The organism is Nostoc sp. DedVER02 (genome assembly GCF_034530675.2).
Lineage (GTDB): Bacteria > Cyanobacteriota > Cyanobacteriia > Cyanobacteriales > Nostocaceae > Nostoc.
The window spans coordinates 144,862-162,323 of sequence record NZ_JAVRCP020000012.1; the positions used below are offsets into that span (position 1 = coordinate 144,862).

14 protein-coding genes and 1 tRNA gene are annotated in these 17,462 nt (G+C 41.9%); 8 read left to right on the plus strand and 7 right to left on the minus strand.

Features of this window, described 5'->3' with window-relative positions:
• The first annotated feature begins 86 nt into the window (after window positions 1–86).
• From RMZ41_RS14535 to RMZ41_RS14545, 3 genes are all read left to right on the plus strand, one after another.
• Window positions 87–563, plus strand: a complete 477-nt coding sequence (locus tag RMZ41_RS14535) for an MEKHLA domain-containing protein (protein WP_322642983.1) — start codon at window positions 87–89, stop codon at window positions 561–563.
• Window positions 564–682: 119 nt separating this feature from the next.
• Window positions 683–1,402 carry a rhomboid family intramembrane serine protease gene (locus tag RMZ41_RS14540; protein WP_322642951.1) on the plus strand — a complete coding sequence of 240 codons (720 nt, stop codon included), beginning with the start codon at window positions 683–685 and terminating at the stop codon, window positions 1,400–1,402.
• A 118-nt stretch (window positions 1,403–1,520) separates the two neighbouring features.
• Entirely contained in the window at window positions 1,521–2,192 is a 672-nt protein-coding gene (locus tag RMZ41_RS14545) for a rhomboid family intramembrane serine protease (protein ID WP_322642952.1), read from the plus strand.
• Window positions 2,193–2,308: 116 nt separating this feature from the next.
• On the opposite strand, the gene RMZ41_RS14550 is transcribed toward RMZ41_RS14545, so the two are convergent.
• The 5 genes from RMZ41_RS14550 to RMZ41_RS14570 form a co-directional block, all read right to left on the minus strand.
• Complete coding sequence (locus RMZ41_RS14550; RefSeq protein WP_322642953.1) at window positions 2,309–4,483, minus strand: polysaccharide biosynthesis tyrosine autokinase; 2,175 nt, start codon at window positions 4,481–4,483, stop codon at window positions 2,309–2,311.
• 211 nt (window positions 4,484–4,694) lie between these two features.
• Window positions 4,695–6,053, minus strand: coding sequence for a polysaccharide biosynthesis/export family protein (locus tag RMZ41_RS14555; RefSeq protein WP_322642954.1), 1,359 nt, complete (start codon window positions 6,051–6,053; stop codon window positions 4,695–4,697).
• A 303-nt stretch (window positions 6,054–6,356) separates the two neighbouring features.
• Window positions 6,357–7,079 carry a cyanoexosortase B system-associated protein gene (locus tag RMZ41_RS14560; RefSeq protein ID WP_322642955.1) on the minus strand — a complete coding sequence of 241 codons (723 nt, stop codon included), beginning with the start codon at window positions 7,077–7,079 and terminating at the stop codon, window positions 6,357–6,359.
• A 190-nt stretch (window positions 7,080–7,269) separates the two neighbouring features.
• Window positions 7,270–8,163: a cyanoexosortase B gene (gene crtB, locus RMZ41_RS14565; RefSeq protein WP_322642956.1), complete on the minus strand. Its 894-nt coding sequence runs from the start codon at window positions 8,161–8,163 to the stop codon at window positions 7,270–7,272.
• A gap of 95 nt (window positions 8,164–8,258) precedes the next feature.
• Entirely contained in the window at window positions 8,259–9,443 is a 1,185-nt protein-coding gene (locus RMZ41_RS14570) for a DegT/DnrJ/EryC1/StrS family aminotransferase (RefSeq protein ID WP_409875342.1), read from the minus strand.
• 695 nt (window positions 9,444–10,138) lie between these two features.
• Here RMZ41_RS14570 and RMZ41_RS14575 point away from each other — a divergent pair.
• Entirely contained in the window at window positions 10,139–11,692 is a 1,554-nt protein-coding gene (locus RMZ41_RS14575; protein WP_322642958.1) for a GAF domain-containing sensor histidine kinase, read from the plus strand.
• Between the two features lie 455 nt (window positions 11,693–12,147).
• Complete coding sequence (locus tag RMZ41_RS14580) at window positions 12,148–13,566, plus strand: IctB family putative bicarbonate transporter (RefSeq protein ID WP_322642959.1); 1,419 nt, start codon at window positions 12,148–12,150, stop codon at window positions 13,564–13,566.
• Window positions 13,567–13,675: 109 nt separating this feature from the next.
• On the opposite strand, the gene RMZ41_RS14585 is transcribed toward RMZ41_RS14580, so the two are convergent.
• Window positions 13,676–13,748 (minus strand) — tRNA-Val (locus tag RMZ41_RS14585).
• Between the two features lie 142 nt (window positions 13,749–13,890).
• Here RMZ41_RS14585 and RMZ41_RS14590 point away from each other — a divergent pair.
• From RMZ41_RS14590 to mazG, 3 genes are all read left to right on the plus strand, one after another.
• Window positions 13,891–14,496, plus strand: a complete 606-nt coding sequence (locus RMZ41_RS14590; RefSeq protein WP_322642960.1) for a metal-binding protein — start codon at window positions 13,891–13,893, stop codon at window positions 14,494–14,496.
• Window positions 14,497–14,632: 136 nt separating this feature from the next.
• Window positions 14,633–15,262 (plus strand): hypothetical protein, encoded by a 630-nt coding sequence (locus tag RMZ41_RS14595; protein ID WP_322642961.1) that lies wholly within the window; start codon window positions 14,633–14,635, stop codon window positions 15,260–15,262.
• A 96-nt stretch (window positions 15,263–15,358) separates the two neighbouring features.
• Window positions 15,359–16,216 (plus strand): nucleoside triphosphate pyrophosphohydrolase, encoded by an 858-nt coding sequence (mazG, locus tag RMZ41_RS14600; RefSeq protein ID WP_322642962.1) that lies wholly within the window; start codon window positions 15,359–15,361, stop codon window positions 16,214–16,216.
• Here the strand turns inward: mazG and RMZ41_RS14605 are convergent.
• The gene (locus RMZ41_RS14605) at window positions 16,174–17,391 is read right to left on the minus strand and encodes a transporter substrate-binding domain-containing protein (protein ID WP_322642984.1); all 1,218 of its coding nucleotides are present in this window, start codon (window positions 17,389–17,391) and stop codon (window positions 16,174–16,176) included. The two genes, mazG and RMZ41_RS14605, sit on opposite strands and share 43 nt — an antisense overlap.
• Window positions 17,392–17,462: the final 71 nt, after the last annotated feature.

Below are 17,462 nucleotides of genomic sequence, written 5' to 3' on the forward strand. Positions count from 1 at the left end.
ATTTTCAGCCTTGTTTGAACTCGTCAATCCCTAAAATAAGTCAATTTTTGTCATACTAAATGCTTGGCGTTATATTTAACTTTGCCATGACTAGTGTGATTGAGTTTCCTTGGCAGCAAGAAGCAATTATTCTCCACAGCCAATACCTAATAAATAGTTTTCAGCATTGGACAGGAAATTCTTTACTGGATGTCAATGGTTCACCACTTGAAACAGCACAAGCGCTATTTGAAGCGCCCTTTGCTTTAGTTTCTCACGGCACTGAGTGCGATCCAATTTTTAACTATGGTAATCGCAAAGCGCTAGAACTATGGGAGCTTTCCTGGGAAGACTTTACTAAAATGCCTTCCCGGAAATCAGCTGAAGAGGTAGTTCAGGAAGAACGCGATCGCTTATTATCAGAAGCAGCAACTAAAGGCTTTAGCTATTTTTCTGGTGTGCGGATCACCAGCACTGGTAAACGCTTTGAGATCCAAGATGGCATTCTCTGGAATCTTCTAGACGAGTACGATAAGTTTTGCGGTCAAGCAGCAGTGTACTCTAAGTGTACGTTTATCACATAATCGCTGCCTCATTAATACAAGTGCTAATTACAAAGCCAAATCCATCCACGAGGTAGAAGAAACTACTTGCATTATTCAGTATTGTGATATTGCTGTCTTAAAATCAGGAAAAAACGCCCGTGGTTCCCATTAGAGATAATAATCCGACAAAAATCACGCCTTATGTAACTTATGGACTCATTGCTGCCAACGTCCTCGCTTTTCTTTATGAAGCTAGTCTTCCCCCACAAGCATTAAATGGATTTTTGCACCTTGCGGCTGTAGTTCCACGAGAACTCACCTTAAGCTTTGGTGGTATCTCCGTACATCAACCAGTTCCAGAGTGGGCAACTTTGATTACCTCACAATTTTTGCACGGCGGTTTCTTGCACTTAGCTGGCAATATGCTGTTTCTCTGGATTTTTGGTAACAACGTTGAAGATAAGTTAGGCCATGCCAAATATTTGCTGTTTTATTTAACTTGTGGTGTTTTGGCATCATTAACACAGTGGTTCTTTGCTCAAGATTCTAGTATTCCATCTTTGGGTGCAAGTGGTGCGATCGCAGGCATTCTCGGAGCATACATTCTCCGCTTTCCCAACGCTGAAGTTCTTGGCATAGTGCCTTTAGGGATTTTCTTCCCGACTTTCCGTGTTCCGGCATATTTCTTTTTAGGATTTTGGTTTCTCGAACAAGCCTTCTACGGGCTAGCTAGTCTCGAAACACCTACTAACATCGGTATGGAAAGCGGTGGTATTGCTTATTGGGCACATGCTGGCGGCTTTATCTTTGGGGCAATTCTCGGCCCATTGTTGGGTTTGTTTAACGATAAATCACAGGAAGAATCTTGGTATCAGTGATTTATTGTTGGGACTTTCGATCAGAATAATTAATTTTAGAGGTGAAATTGCTTAAGCTTCGCAACTGCTAGCCTTACAAGTTATATTGCAATTAGCCAATAATTTAGGAAAAACACTTGTGTTTCCCCTCTACGACGAAAATCCGACGCGAATCACCCCGTATTTAACCTACGGGTTAATTGGCATGAATATTGTAGTTTTTATTCACGAGGTGAGTCTGTCAAATGCACAATTGAGTCAGTTTTTAAGTGAGTATGCGGTAGTACCTCAAGAGTTAACCACCAATTTGAGTGGAGAGTGGATAACATTATTTACATCACAATTTTTACACGGCGGTTGGTGGCACTTAATCTCGAATATGTTGTTTCTCTGGGTTTTTGGCAACAATATCGAAGATCGATTAGGTCATGCCAAATATCTGATTTTTTATTTGGTATGTGGTGCTTTAGCTGCCTTGTGCCAATGGTTTATTGGGATGAATTCTGAGATTCCTTCTTTGGGAGCAAGTGGCGCAATTTCTGGGGTTTTAGGTGCGTATATTATCCGCTTTCCACACGCAAGAGTAATGACCTTAGTTTTTTTAGGGATTTTTATCACCACAATCAGAATTCCAGCACTATTTATAATTGGACTTTTCTTTGTGCAGAACGTGATATCTGGTCTTGCTAGCCTGCAAACAGCCGCTCACATGACTGTGCAAAGTGGTGGAGTTGCTTATTGGGCACACATTGGTGGTTTTGTTTTTGGGGTAATTCTTGCTCCCCTGTTTGGCTTATTTAGGCAGGACTAAATACAGCATTTTCTAAATTCATAGCGAATGATTTTTTCGTTGTTAAACTTCTGCGTATCGTCTGCTTACCCATCTATGGGAAAGCGAAGCGTTGGAATTTCCTATTAAGGAAATTATTAGTTTTTATGGGCACTCGCCGAAACCCCTTCAGATTCTTCTGCCTCAGATATAAATGTTGGCTCTTCTGTAATTGGTTCAGGTACAGAAACAACAATATCAGCACCATTGATAATTGCTCCCAATAACCCCAGTTCAGCTTCCACTAATTGATCGATCGCTTCACCTAGCATATTTTCTTCTGTATAGTGTGGTCGCGCCACTAATACGATTCCATCGCTGTAGGGTTGGATTAGTAAAGGATCATTAGATATACTTAAAGAGCTAGTATCCAATATAACTAAATCGAAACGTTCGCGCACATCTTCTATCAATCGGCGCATTTCGCTAGATTCAAGAATAGCAGCAGATTGGCGGACAGGCCCAGGGCTAGGAAGAATGTATAAATTTTCTACATCAGGAACTAAACGGATACATTCACTTAAGTTAGCGTAATAACGTAGGGGTTCAATTGTGGCTTCGGGGTCAGGAATGACATTCAGAGATGTACAACGGGAAGGCGATCGCAAATCTGTTTCGATAATCAAGGTTCTTTTGCCAGCCCGGGCAGAAGCTATACCCAAATTATAAGCACTTGCCGTCTTACCCTCTAGGCTACTGGTGCTAGTAATCAACACCACTTTTAAATTTTTACCACCAATTCGGCGCAGATTACTGCGGAACTTCTCATAAAATTCTAAATAAGGAGAATCTGCGTAAAGTATTGCTGGCAGTGCTTCTTGAGGCAAATCATCAACTGGCATTAAAGGCAATTCTCCCAACACTGCCACTTCCCGTTGCTTGAGGCTTTCGCGGATATCCTCTCTGGTTTTGAAAGTCCCTTCCAGCGATCCCAGTAAAAATATTACCCCACCACCAATTAACATACCTAAGAAACCGCCCACAGCCAGGGTAATAGGTACACTCTTAGGGGGTTTGATGTCGGGAGCAGCTGTAGGCCGTCTGGCAATGCTAAGGCTGCTGGTAGTTTCTGCCTCTGCGGTTTTAGCATCGGTTAGCTTCACCTGCATTTGGTCATAGATGGCTTTTTTGAGTCCAACCTCTTGTTCTAAACGCGATCGCTCTAATTGTTTATTGGGTATCAGAGAATACTCTTGCCGTAGTCGTGCTTCTTGTTGGATTTCTTGAACTAGCTGTTGTTGTAGTGTTTCTCGTTGAGTTTGCAAAGACACCATTTGGTTTGCTAATTGCTGGCGGGCAGGATCTAAGCTACTTTGGGTGCGAATACCTGCAACGCTACCCTGAAGCGGAGCCGCCACTCCATCGCCACCTAGTACCTCAGATGCTCGTTGTCGCAGCAATTCTTCAGCCGCTTGTTTCTGACGCTGCAACTGAATCATCGTTGGGTGTCCTGGCCGCAAATCTTTTTTGAGTACAGCAATTTGTGCTTCACTTTGATAAATTTGCGCTCGTAAGTTCCCAATAATTGGATCGGCACTTAAAGCAGAAGAAACATAAGCTTGTCCCACTGTTAAGCCTAACTTATTTTGTAAACTGCGAACTTGACCATCAACCCCAGAAATAGTTAATTGCATTTGCCGTTGTAGATTTTGGCTGGCAGTAATGGCGCTTAACAAGCTGCCATTCTCTGCTGCCAATATTGCTGTTCGCTCAATGCGATCGTACTGTTCCAATTTCTTTTCAGCGATTTGCAATTCCCGTTTAGCCTGCGGTAAGCGATCGTTAATCTTTTGAATAATTGCTTGTAATCGCCCAGTATTGATGTCACTACTCAACTTAATCATTAATTGCATCAATTCTGACAATACTTCTATGGCTCGTTTGGGGTCACTATCTACATATTTCAGGTCAAAAATACTCGTTTCAAATTCTCCAGTCCTGGCATTTTTTTTAGGTAAAGTAAGCACAATACTTGTACCGAGTTGTTTCGGTTTAACATTTACTTTCTGTGCCACTGTCGCAATTATCTGGTTTGATAATAAAACATCTTCATTTAGTTCCTTTCCTTGTTGTTGGATTTGACTACCAGTTGTTGAGAAAGAAACTGGTGGCCCCGCATAGGTTAGTGCAGCAGATGCTATGTAGTTAGTAGGTGGCTCTGGCTGCATAGCCACCACCGTTGACCCCACAACAACTAAACCAAAACTAGCTAGTCCAATCCACTTGTATTTTTCAAAAGCAATAAGATAGCGCTTAACAATTGGTGGGGTCATGGTCGCTTCGCTCCAATTAAAAATTAAAAATTAAAAATTTAGGAAGCACCAAACTAAAGATAGTGGTTTTGATACAAGGCAAGGGTGCTATTAACTTCCTACTGTATATCTCAATTAATATCTTCAATATTTTAATGAATTAAGAAAAACTTGGATATGTGGCTTCCTCCACTCCAAACTATTTCCAGCTTGCATCCTTCTTTTATAGTTACTAATTTGACCCACCACCGAAGTTGTCAAAAAATCGGAGAAAAGATTGGACATTGAAAAAGGGTTGGGTAATAGTAGTCAAGAAATTAGTAATTCTACCGATGAGGTTCCGACCAACAATAAGAACATCATTATCTTGAAGCGCCACATTTTGAGATGCATCGCCTCCTAGAGCTTTTTTAGCATCAAGTTTCTGGGTAACAGCTTTACCTTGTTCGGGATCAAACCGAACCAGGGCAATATCTCGAAGATTAGCAGTATCGAGATTTACCCCTCCCAAAGCATCTACAAATGTACTACCGTTAGGCAGAGCTTGAACGGAAAGACCTCCCGCAGCGTAGTTTAAAACCCGAACTCTAATCTGTGGTGTAGCTAAGGATGAACGTGCTACTAAATTGCGGTCATAACCATCATCATTACCAACTTCACGACGGGGGATGAGTATTGCATCTCCGTCTTGTAAGCGTAAATTAGGGATTGAACCGCCATTTTGCAATGCTGCATATAAATCAATAGTTTGTGAAATCACAGAACCATCAATCAACTTGCGGCGTACTTGTATTTGTCGCAGGTCTGCATTCAAGGTTGAACCACCAGATACTAGCAAGGCATCAGCAACACGGGGTGTTGGTGAATTAATTGGATAAATTCCTGGCCGAAATATTTCTCCACTAATGGTAACTTGAACTGGTCGCGCCCCTGCCAAAGATACTACTACGATTGGATCTGGCAAAAGGCGAGTTAAACCCAAGCGAATTTTTTCTTGAGCTTCTTCTAATGTTAAACCTTGTAATGACACCGTTCCCACTTGCGGCACTACAATAGTACCTTCTGGACTAATTACAGCTTGAAAGCTCAAATCTTGACGCTGTGTTGCTAAGGCTAAAACTATTACCGGATCAACCACATAACGATTTAAACCCAAGCGAATTTTTTCTTGAGCTTCTTCTAATGTTAAACCTTGTAATGACACCGTTCCCAGTAGCGGCACCACAATGTTACCTTCTGGGTTGATTAAAGCTTGAAAACTCAAATCTGGAAAGCGCTGAACCGAAACGTTAATTCCATCTCCTATTCCTAAGCGGTATGGGCCAGGAGGGCGCTGAAGTACAACACCAACGACATCTCCCGGGCCCAAGAGGTAGCGGCTAAGTTGGGGAGAAATTTGGTCATTTGCACCTGGAGGTACAAACTCAGTACCTGGTACAGGTGAGGGGGCTTGCCTTGGTGATTGTCCTTGAGGTGGAAAAGGCTGGGCAACAACAAGTTGGATAGGTGTTGTTAAGAAAACTCCTACTTGAAGACCGACAAAACACAGGGCGCTGAATCCACGCATATAAGAACTAGAATCTATGAACATTAGTGCAGAAAATACTGATATAGAAATTAGTCGCGCCGAGTGGTTATTTTACTCTACAAATGTCCTACATATCTCTTATATCTGCAAGTGTTTGCCAAGAAAAAGAGAAGAATTTTGCTACATTTAAATTCTAATACCAATTCTTTCTGAAGCTACGGTAAGACAAAGGCAAAATCCCTTGTTTTAGACAACTTTATAATTGGTATAATTTTATATTCCTAACATTTTTAGCTGAGTTTCAACCTGAATGCAATTATAGAGATACTCATGATGAATTTCTGCACGAACGCAATGTAACAGACTTTACAAAGGGCCTGCCATCAACACACCTTGTACTGTTTCCCCTATAGACTGGGCTAAAGGCCAAGATGTTTCTACCTGCCCTAGAGGTTCTATTGGAATCAGAATGCTCACGCCCACCCAAGGAATGCGTTGCTTGCGCCACTGGGCTAATTGATCCGCGAAGAACCAGTGGAATGGTGATGGATTTCCGCCATCTGGCATTGCATACCATTGCAAGACTGCGAAGGTTTGCTGTGGTGTGGCGGCGCGAAAAAACCTAGCTGTTACTTTAGTTACAACATTAGAAACCAACTTTGCAGGCGGTTTAACAGTAAATTCAGCAGAACGAGATTGCGCTATATCCCACTTTCCCCAGCGTGACCTTCCCCAGCCGTTAACATCTGTCCACTCTACCTCTGGTTGATCCATAGGCCCATTTTGCGGCAGTAAAAGCAGGATTGCCTGGGATTCGGAACCTTCTTTTTTCATTACCTGCAAAGACCATTTATGTTCACCAATTGGCTGTTCTACTTGTTCAATAGTTTGCCAACCAGGAAGGGCTAACCCAGTGTTACGAATCTGTTTTAATTCGTTGAGGGTGGTAACAGGTGGTGGCTGTTTCCATTGCCACTTTCCTGTCAGGTATCCAGGAACTCCTCCTATTGCTAACAGTAGTAGCAATAACAAAAGTGCCGCTACCTGACTCAATTGGTTTTCCTTGAAAAACTTAAAGAAGGAAATCATCAGTAAAAATTTGTAATAATTAGGCAAAATTTTACTTCATAAAATCACACCATGAGTTCAGTAATATTTATGAATAGATTAAGGGGCATGGGGCAGGGAGCATGGGGTAGGGAGCAGGGGGCAGGGGGCAGGGAGCAGGGGGCAGGGGGAAAACCAATTCCCAATTCCCAATGCCCAATTCCCAATGTTTCTAACTTTCTGCTTCTTGCTCGGTTTCTGGAGATGCTGAAAAATAGTTATTAATCCAATTTAGTAAGGGCACTAATGACACCAGCATACAAGCCGAGTAAAGATCGCCACCCCAACCTTCATGCAGCCATTTAAAAGCCCCTTCTTGACCTGTGCCATGAAAGAAAGTCAGTAAAGTATTACGAATGATATTGGCAGTAGTACTAACGATCGCAGCAAGAGCTAAAAACGATATAGTTGTACGCCGTGAAGACAAAGCATCTGTCCAATAAAGCAGCATCAAGCCAACGTAGAGAGTTGTGAACAACATTTTTAGCCCTGCACAATAGGGGGCAACTTCTACAATGCGTCCTCCTACGTAGAGATTTATTTCATCTACGGTTACGTCCATACCAAATTGATTCAGTATGAAACCTGCCGTACCAGCAATGAAGCTTTGGAGAGGCAAGGTATAGGGAGCAATGAGATAGGGCATTGCTGTTGGGGTTGCCAAAAATACTAGTAGCAGGGGGAATCCTTGCGATCGCAAACCTGCTATTCCTTTAAACCACAAGCATAATCCTGCTAGGATAACGGGTAAGGAAAGGTTAACCCACTCCGTAACACCACTAAGATAAAACACTGACCCTAGTAACAATAAAACAGCGCTCAAAGGATGCATTTTATCTGGTAAACGTTTCCACTTTTTCCGGTTCATCCAGACCAGATAAGCGGCAAATGGTAAACCAATAATCCCGTGGCTGAAATATTCGTGTTCTGTACTGATATTTTTGTTCAGCCAACCATCTAACCAGTGTAGCAATATAGGCGCATAAAGCAGCAGCAAAACACCTATAATAGCTAGATTTAATAAGTCTGAGGCGCTTCTGTTTTTAACCTGTTGCTGGAGTGCCATAATTTTTATTGGTCATTTCATTGGTCATTGGTCATTGGTCATTGGTCATTAGTTGTTAATTCTTCTCCCCCTGCCCCCTGCCCCCTGCCTCTTGTTCAGGCTACCACGCTGCCCAGATCAGCAGTGGAGGTTTCATCTACTTTATAAGTTGTTGAAACTGCATGAGCGATCGCAGCTACAACTTCTTTTACTTGGCTACTGCTCAATCCAGGATACATCGGTAATGATAATATTTGCTGTGACAGTTTTTCGGCTTGGGGAAAATCTCCAGGCTGATAGCCTAAGTTGGTCAATGCCGGTTGGAGATGACAAGGAATTGGGTAGTGAATACCAGTCTGAATTCCTACTGTTGTGAGTTTTTCCTGGAGTTGCTGGCGTTCTATAGGGCAAGAATCATCAATTTTAATGACATAAAGATGATAGACGTGTCCTGTATCACTTTGGTTTTGTATTGGGATAATCCCAGTATTTGCCAAGGGTGCTAGTTCTGAATCATACTGCTGGGCAATAGTCAAGCGATCGCGATTCCACTGTGGCAAATGTGGTAATTTTTGCTGCAAAATTGCTGCTTGTAAAGTATCCAAGCGGCTATTTGTACCTGGTTCAGTATGAAAATACTTTTGCGATGCACCATAATTTCGCAAGCGCACCATCTTCTGGGCTACATCTGCATCTCGTGTCAGCAACATTCCCCCATCCCCAAATGCTCCCAAATTTTTGCTGGGATAGAAACTAAAAGCTGCTGCGATTCCTACTGAACCAGCATAATATCCATCCCTTTGAGCGAGGTGCGCTTGGGCGGCATCTTCAAAAATGAGTAGTTTGTAGGTATCGGCAAAATTTATTAGTTCGCGTGGCGATACCATTTGACCATAGAGATGTACAGGGATAATTGCTTTAGTTTGAGGTGTAATTGCCTTTGCTGCGGTCTCTAAATCAATTAAAGCTGTTTGGGGATCGCAATCTACCAAAATTGGCTTCGCGCCAGCGCGTATAACCCCAATTAAGGTAGCGATAAAAGTGTTTGCTGGTAAAATTACTTCATCACCAGCACCAATATTACACGCTTGCAATCCCAGAGCGATCGCATCTGTTCCTGATGCAACACCAACCCCATAAGCTGCCCCCGATACTGCCGCAAATGCTGCTTCAAAATCTGACAGTGCTTGCCCTAAAATAAAATCTCCCTGTTCCAATACAGATTGGATTGCATTTTGTAATTGCGTTTGAATTGGTTCGTGCAGTAACTTCAGGTCTACAAAAGGAACTCTAATAGCCATTTTATTCATTACTAGTTGTCCTCAAAAAATATTTCCTCAGATGGAAAAATAAAAAATCCTACACAATTTTCAGGATGAAATTGTAATAGGTTCAATCTATTGAATCGAGACTTCTATAAACTATCTAGGATTGTCAGCCATTGGTGCTAGCTACTATAAGTAATTTTTGCTATAAAAATCACACGTATTCATTTTTTGTAAGTAAATCCACTTTGAATATGCTAGTGAGAATTTTTCCTTCTGTACATAAAGAATAACAACCCCTTTCAATACTGCTCGGGTAAAGCATTTTTAACTCGGAATTGGATTTGGGGAAAAGGTTAAAGGGTAAAGGTTAAAGGTTTTTTATTTCCCTTTTACCCTTCTCCTTTTCCCTTTAACCGACAAGTATTGCAACCCCTTTGTATTGTATCCTTAGCATTAGGTTACCCTGGCTGAATCGAAATCTAACGCAGTCAGCCTGTAAAATCCCAAGCAATAAAGACTACACCAGTGCTAAGTAAAGAATATTCAGCACTAGTAACAAGTAACTTGTGGATACCGCATCGCCGAGTTAATGTAAGGGATAAAAATTTTTGCCCCAAATTTGTTTGTCAGAGGCAAAATTAGGGAATGCTTAAAAATAGCAATTGATAACCTAGAAATAGGGATTAGATCAATTACGGTATCGAGAAATTATTAAGGTAGCAGTGGCAATGGTAGAGCCTGAAAACAAATTATTTGCCCTAAAGGATGGTTGGGATTCTCATGAATCAAGAGAACAACAACGCCTCAAAGCTTTGTCCGATTTAGGTTTGCGGCAACCAGAAACAATTCCGGTTTTTGAAGAAGCCACGCAGACTGCTGCCCACTTTTTGGAAGCACCAATTTCCATATTGGGATTTGTGGATCAAGAGCGTCACTGGTTCAAGTCATCGGTAGGCTTATCTAGGCTAGGATTAATGAATCATTTGGCACAAAGCCGCCAACTGTCACGCAGGGAATCGTTCTGTACTCAGGTAGTAGAGAGTCTTCAAATATTTGTAATTAATGATACGCATAAACTTACAGATCCAGTGCTTGCTAGCAGCAAGTTGGTGCAGGATTATGCTATTCGTGCTTACTTAGGAGCGCCACTGATTGATGCTGAGGGAAATTGTTTGGGTGCATTGGCGGTAATGGATTTAGTGCCGCGCAATTTCACAACCAGAGACATTGAGTTTTTACAAATCATAGCTCGTTGGAGCATGAGCGAATTTGAGCGGAATCGGCTCTTGCAAGGGAAACTCGAATCAAGTACTCCCGCGATACCTCCTATATTTTCACTCAATGATGAACGTAACCCTGAGATTAAAATCGCCACACCCGCAAAAGATAGCAACTCTGTTTCTACCAAGCAACTTCAGTTGGAACTTTTGGGTCAGCTAACTCAGGAGTTACGCACGCCTTTAACATCTGTACTCGGTATGGCTGGTGTTTTAGGACGTGAGATTTATGGGCCTTTGACGACTAAGCAGAGAGAATATTTGGAAATTATCCAACACAGTGGTCGATACTTACTTTCCCTAGTAAACGAAATTACCGAACTAGGAGCTATGAATGACAATTCAACTGTGCTAAATCTCGCTCCTGTGGATATTGAAATGCTATGCCAACAAGCTATTAATACCTTAGAAGAAGTTGCTAATCGCCGTGAGCAAGATATTCGCCTCTCTATAGAACCAGGACGCAATCGCATTTGGCCTTTAGATAAAGACAAGGTGCGGCAAATCCTTTATCACTTGGTTTTCAGTGTGATTCAACTTTCGGCAACAGGTAGCATTGTTCGCATTCATGTCTCGTACAAGGAAGATACACTCAATATTACTATTTGGGTTTCGCATCCTTGGTTGGGGGATGGCATAACTGAGGTTGATCCGTACTTCCGCCTCAATTCTTTGTCGCTGCTAGAGTTGACAGGTGAAGTAGCAACTTACAATTCTTATACAGAAAGCCAGAAGCAAGTAGATACTTCATCAGTAGCAGTGGACAATTCAAAAAACTTGAGTGATTCTCATTCAAATTTCTTTGCTGCTAGTTCAGGTATAAGTTTAGCTAAATCAAATGGAAGTCTTTCTCGTGAAAGCTTGGGTCTATTGCTAAGTTGTCAACTGGCAGAGTTGCACGGAGGACAAATTTTGATTCAAGGTTCACCAGAATCAGGATATCGTTATGTGCTTTCTTTGCCACTGCAACTGGCGACGACCTCACAAGGAATTAGCGATGTCTAATCTTGGGGATTGGGGATTGGGGATTGGGAAAGAGGTATTTTCATCTAATTAAGTAAGTCGGCACGATAAAACCTATGTATATTTAGTTTCGTAAAAACTATGGAATAACCAATTTCTTAGCTATTCGCTAATTTTACATTTCGTCACATAGCTTGATTTTTTAAAGCTGACTTACTTTAGGACTCATATTTGATTTTGTTGCCTTTTACCTATTGCCTCTTACGTACCTACACAAATTTTAGAAATCAAAGCGGACTACTATTGTTTGTTGAGAACTAAGTATATGAAGGGCTATCTTAATTTAATATTGGCTGAATTAAAGGTAGTTGCTGATGGCTAAGAATAAGAGCGCCATCACGCGATGTTCAATTTCTGTTATTACCTTTTTATGGCCATAGGCATTATGATCAATTCCAAGTTCTGCGTCGGCAGGCTAATCGATCGCAATGTTTTTTATGAATTTAGTCTGGCAACGATTTACTTTATCATCTTTACCGCTCAAAGACTATCTTGCTACCAGTTACGTACATCGTTATCTGGTCGGACTCTTAAGTTCTTGGCGGCAAACCAGCATATTAATGCAGTGGGGAGATGCGATCGCAGCGGCTTTACTCAGCTTAATATATGCCCTTGCGCCCTTTGCTTCGAGTACGTTGGTAGGTTTTTTGTTGGTGGCTTGTGTGGGATTTTGGCTGTTGTTGACTTTATCTGATGAAGCCACACCAGCAAATGTCTCGTCAGTCACTCCCATTCACCTGCTGGTATTGCTTTACTGGGGAATTGCTCTAATCGCAACAGCATTATCACCAGTAAAAAAGGCGGCAGTTAACGACTTGGGAACCTTGACCTTATATTTGCTATTATTTGCCCTTTGTGCCAGGGTATTAAGGTCGCCTCGCCTCCGGTCTTGGATTATCGTTCTTTATCTGCACGTATCGTTAATTGTCAGTGTTTATGGATTGCGGCAATGGTTTTTTGGAGCCACAGCACTGGCAACTTGGGTCGATCCTGAATCTCCTCTGTCTAAGACTACAAGGGTCTACAGTTATTTAGGAAATCCCAACTTATTGGCTGGATACCTCTTACCAGCAGTAATTTTTAGCTTAGTGGCAATTTTTGCATGGCAAAGCTGGCTGAAAAAAGCTTTAGCATTAACAATGCTAATTGTCAATACCGCCTGCTTGATCCTAACCTTTAGTCGTGGCGGTTGGATTGGACTAGTGGTAGCAGTTTTGGTAGTGATGGCATTGCTAGTTTATTGGAAAAGTGTGGAAATGCCTCCTTTTTGGCGTACTTGGGCGCTGCCGATTGTCTTGGGAGGTTTAATCGGGATATTACTGCTAGCAGTGATATTTGTAGAACCAGTGCAGGTTCGGGTGTTGAGTATTTTTGCCGATCGCAAAGATAGCAGTAATAATTTCCGCCGAAATGTGTGGGATGCTGTCTTTGAGATGATTCGCGATCGCCCGATTTTTGGCATTGGCCCTGGCCACAACTCTTTTAATAAAGTTTATCCGCTCTACCAACGTCCTCGTTACACTGCTTTGAGTGCTTATTCGATTTTGTTTGAAGTGACTGTAGAAACTGGCTTTGTTGGTTTAGCTTGTTTTCTATGGCTGATAATTGTCACATTTAACACGGCACTTTTACAAGTGCGACGATTGCGACAACTCAGAAGTACAGAAGGATTTTGGTTAATTGGAGCGATCGCTATTTTGTTGGGTATGTTAGCTCACGGTACTGTAGATACTGTCTGGTATCGTCCTGAAGTTAATACTCTCTGGTGGTTGATAGTTGCCTTAATTGCCAGCTACTGGAAACCTTTAGCTCAAAATCAGACAAATTCATCTAACCCTGAACCAGCATTAAATTAACTTAAATTAGTGTGTCAGTTGTTTTTATAATGAACAACTGACAACTTTTGAACGCATTTAAAAAAGGCTAGAGACAACATTTAACTTGTCTCTAGCCTTTTTTAGTTAGTGGGCAGTACCAGACTCGAACTGATGACATCCTGCTTGTAAGGCAGGCGCTCTACCAACTGAGCTAACCGCCCTTTCACCAATCCTTAACTAATATAGCAGACTATTTCGCGTTGCGCTAGTAGGTTTGGGAAAATCTTTTTTTCTCTTATACTGGCTCAGTATTCAGTTATTCAGCACGGGCTAAACGCCCCGCGATCGCTAACAGGAATTAGAATGCCCTCTGGTCGGACGCACGATCGTATTACTATGTATGCTCTGCCGTTCGTGGCAGGTATTACTTTGTGGCAAACTCGCAGTAGCAATGTAACTTTGTTGGTTGCAGGCGGGTTTCTATTTGGAGGGCTGATGTTTGGCCCTGATTTGGATATTTACTCTATACAATTTCAACGCTGGGGTTTCTTGCGTTGGATTTGGCTACCTTATCAAAAAAGTCTACGGCATCGTTCTTTTTTATCCCACGGGCCGATTATTGGCACGATCCTGCGGATACTTTATTTAGGGTGTTTGCTAGCAATTTTGGCAATTTTTGTTTTGGCGATCGCCCAAAGGTTATGGAATCTAAGTTTTACTTGGCAAGACTTGGGACAAACTGTGGGGCGATCGCTCGTAAATTACAATACTGAATGTATTGCCCTGTTTTTGGGGTTGGAACTTGGTGCAATGAGTCATTCTCTCAGCGATTGGAGTGGTTCGGCATACAAGCGCTTTCAAAAACAAGGGGTTCGGGGGTTGCTTCCTAGTCGCATGAAGAAGCGTAAAGTTACAATCCGTGGTAGTCGTTCTAGACCAAAAACTAGTAAAAGCCGTACAAAACAGTAGTTTTGCTGGAAACTCACGCAAGTATCACCTGATGCCAACTAGTTGAAAATAAGTAAGTATGCTCAAAAAAAGATACATTATTTGTAGTGGCTAATTACAGCCTGACTTTTGTTGAGTAATACAGGTAGTAAACTAGATGATGTTCAATGCGCGATCGCTGACTAAAGTAGCGGCTATATCTAGCTTGATTGTGGGGACAGTAGCTTCGAGTGCTATGGCTGTTCCTTTATGCCAATCTATGACACAGAAATCACAAGGGAAAACTTTAGTGTCTCAATCTGTTGATGAAGACAGTAACCTGAAATTTGAATTTCGTGGTTGCTATAGAACTAAAAGCACTACTGTAACTTGTGATGTTTTAGTGACAAATTTAGGTACTACACGTCCAAAAATCCTATTTGGGGCTGTTGACACTTACAAACCGTTGACAAATGCAATCGATACTTCTGGTACTGTATATGCTACATACGAAGTAATTGCTGGAGGTTCCAGTAATAAATATTATGTTAATATCAACTTTGCTCCTAGTATTCCTACAAAAGTTAGCTTCGTTTTTGAAATACCAGCACAAGTTACTGAATTAACTGCTTTAGACGTAGGTTTTGGACTATGGGATGGCCCAAGTTCAACGGCTCCGAAACAAATAACTCTTACTAATATTGGAGCGATCGCACCTAAAGCTAACTCTGCATCTACAAATAGAGGAAATAATTCTAACTGTACTTGTCCACCCAATTCTACTTCCCCTCGCCGAAGACCGAAATAAAGTAGTTGTATAGATAGGGTGAGCAGTCATGCTCGCTCAAAATTACCCCTGGTTTATAGTTGTTAAAGTGCAGACAAGGCAAAGTTTTTATTCGTTATGGAATATCAAAATCAAAAGCATACTGATACTTTAGCGGCGTTGCAAGAATTGATTGAGGTAGTAGCAAAATTGCGATCGCCTGATGGGGGTTGTCCGTGGGATTTGGCGCAAACTGCCGAAACGCTGACTCCTTATGTGATTGAGGAAGCTTATGAGGTGGTGGATGCAATTAAAAGTGGAGATAAAAGTGCGATCGCAGAAGAATTAGGCGATTTATTATTACAGGTAGTATTACAAGCCCAAATCGCTAGCGAATCTGGGCAATTTTCTCTTAAAGAAATAACTCAGGGGATTTCCCAAAAGTTGATTCGCCGTCATCCTCATGTGTTTGGTGATGTGTCGGTAGCTAGTGTGGATGAGGTGCGGCAAAATTGGGAACAAATTAAAGCGAAGGAAAAAGGTGAAGCATCTCCAGAGGCGCAAAAACTTAGTGCTAAACTCGGTCGTTATGGGCGTACTCTTCCCCCATTGACAGCAGCAATGAAGATTTCTCAAAAGGCTGCGGCTATTGGGTTTGAATGGGAAAATATTCAGGGCGTTTGGGATAAATTTCATGAAGAGTTAGGAGAATTTCAACAGGCTTTAGCTGAAGAAACACCCGAACGACAACAAGCAGAATTAGGCGATTTACTCTTTGCGGTTATTCAACTAGCGCGTTGGCATAATCTCGATCCCAGCGTCGGTTTGCAAGGCACTAATCAGCGATTTGTGCAGCGATTAGAAAAAATGGAGGCAGTTGTCGATCGCCCCCTTTCTGATTACAGTTTGGATGAGTTAGAAAAATTGTGGCAACAAGCAAAAGCCCAACTTGCTCAAGATTCTTTAGGAGAAAACCACTTATCGTATAACGATTGATAAGTGCCGTTTTCTCTGAGATTTAGCAGGGCTTGATTAATTGGTTTGCGGTAGGGACTGTTGTTAGGCAGAATGATTCCGTAGCTTTCTTCACGTAAGATACTGCCAACAATCTGTACCTTTCCTTTACCTTCGTTGGCAGCATAGTAGAGAAGTACAGGTGCATCAAACACCACAGCATCAGCTTTTTTTCTTTGCAAAGCATTGTAAGCTTCCTGAAGCTTAGTAACTTCTAGAACTGAAATACGATGTTCTCGCAAGTATGCTGCTGCTGTACTACCCGCAGTTGTGGCGACTACCTTGCCGGGTAAATCGTCTATACTCCTGATATCGCCCTGAAGCTGTTGTACTGTCAATGAGGTAGTAGCACTAGCTGTAAAATAGGCGGCAAAAAGTACTCCAATAAACATCCAGACAATACCTACTAGCCTTCCTAGTACTCCTTTGGGCATTTCATCAGCTTGGGTTGCTAATGTAGCGGCTGACCACCAACAGGCTTTGAAAATGCCAGGAAAGTACGATTTGGGAATCATCCCATCTTTGTGATTGCGCTCAGATAACCAGATAATGTGGGCTGCTACGACAATTAGGATTAGGGCAACGCCTATTACCTGCAACAGATTAGCAGAGAAAAACAATTGCAAAAGATTTGGAAAGGTACTGTTGTTGCTTTCTGGGTTTCTTACCATAATTTGCAGCCCCCCAGCAAGAATGGGTAATGAGAAATCAAAATTTTGCTGGCGTTCGGCTGTAATTGATATGGCTGCAATCCCTAAGTTGGCTTTGTTGTCTTTAATCGCAGAAATCAATTCTGGTACACTCGAATATTCAATAAATTTAGACTCTATACCTATTTGGGTAGCGATGCTGCGCCAGAGGTCGATACTAAATCCCGATAGATCGCCTTTGTTTGATAGCACAAAGGGCGGTATAACTCGTGTGGCTACTAATAACGGTTGTTGGAGTTGTGGAGATTGTTGGGGTTCCGGCTTTTGGGCTAGTCCTGGGGATGCGATTAACAAAAATGCCAGAATTCCACCTACCAATGCTAGGCAGGTACACAAAACTAGGGAACGTCTGGTTTTGTTTTTGCGGTTATTTCTGTCAAAATAACCAATCGGGCTTTTCCTTCCAGCTATAAGTTGGCGAAATCTAGTAGCGATCGCATTTATCATCAAAATCATCTTAGGGGTATATGCAAGGTATATTTATCATGCCCACCCCAGATCAAATATCACAAATAACG

Excerpts from the sequence above, each read along its gene's own strand:
- RMZ41_RS14535 (WP_322642983.1), top strand. The coding sequence starts at position 87 with ATGACTAGTGTGATTGAGTTTCCTTGGCAGCAAGAAGCAATTATTCTC.
- RMZ41_RS14550 (WP_322642953.1), bottom strand. The coding sequence starts at position 4,483 with ATGACCCCACCAATTGTTAAGCGCTATCTTATTGCTTTTGAAAAATAC.
- RMZ41_RS14555 (WP_322642954.1), bottom strand. The coding sequence starts at position 6,053 with ATGTTCATAGATTCTAGTTCTTATATGCGTGGATTCAGCGCCCTGTGT.
- RMZ41_RS14560 (WP_322642955.1), bottom strand. The coding sequence starts at position 7,079 with ATGATTTCCTTCTTTAAGTTTTTCAAGGAAAACCAATTGAGTCAGGTA.
- crtB (WP_322642956.1), bottom strand. The coding sequence starts at position 8,163 with ATGGCACTCCAGCAACAGGTTAAAAACAGAAGCGCCTCAGACTTATTA.
- RMZ41_RS14570 (WP_409875342.1), bottom strand. The coding sequence starts at position 9,443 with ATGGCTATTAGAGTTCCTTTTGTAGACCTGAAGTTACTGCACGAACCA.
- RMZ41_RS14575 (WP_322642958.1), top strand. The coding sequence starts at position 10,139 with ATGGTAGAGCCTGAAAACAAATTATTTGCCCTAAAGGATGGTTGGGAT.
- RMZ41_RS14580 (WP_322642959.1), top strand. The coding sequence starts at position 12,148 with ATGAATTTAGTCTGGCAACGATTTACTTTATCATCTTTACCGCTCAAA.
- RMZ41_RS14590 (WP_322642960.1), top strand. The coding sequence starts at position 13,891 with ATGCCCTCTGGTCGGACGCACGATCGTATTACTATGTATGCTCTGCCG.
- RMZ41_RS14595 (WP_322642961.1), top strand. The coding sequence starts at position 14,633 with ATGATGTTCAATGCGCGATCGCTGACTAAAGTAGCGGCTATATCTAGC.
- mazG (WP_322642962.1), top strand. The coding sequence starts at position 15,359 with ATGGAATATCAAAATCAAAAGCATACTGATACTTTAGCGGCGTTGCAA.
- RMZ41_RS14605 (WP_322642984.1), bottom strand. The coding sequence starts at position 17,391 with ATGATAAATGCGATCGCTACTAGATTTCGCCAACTTATAGCTGGAAGG.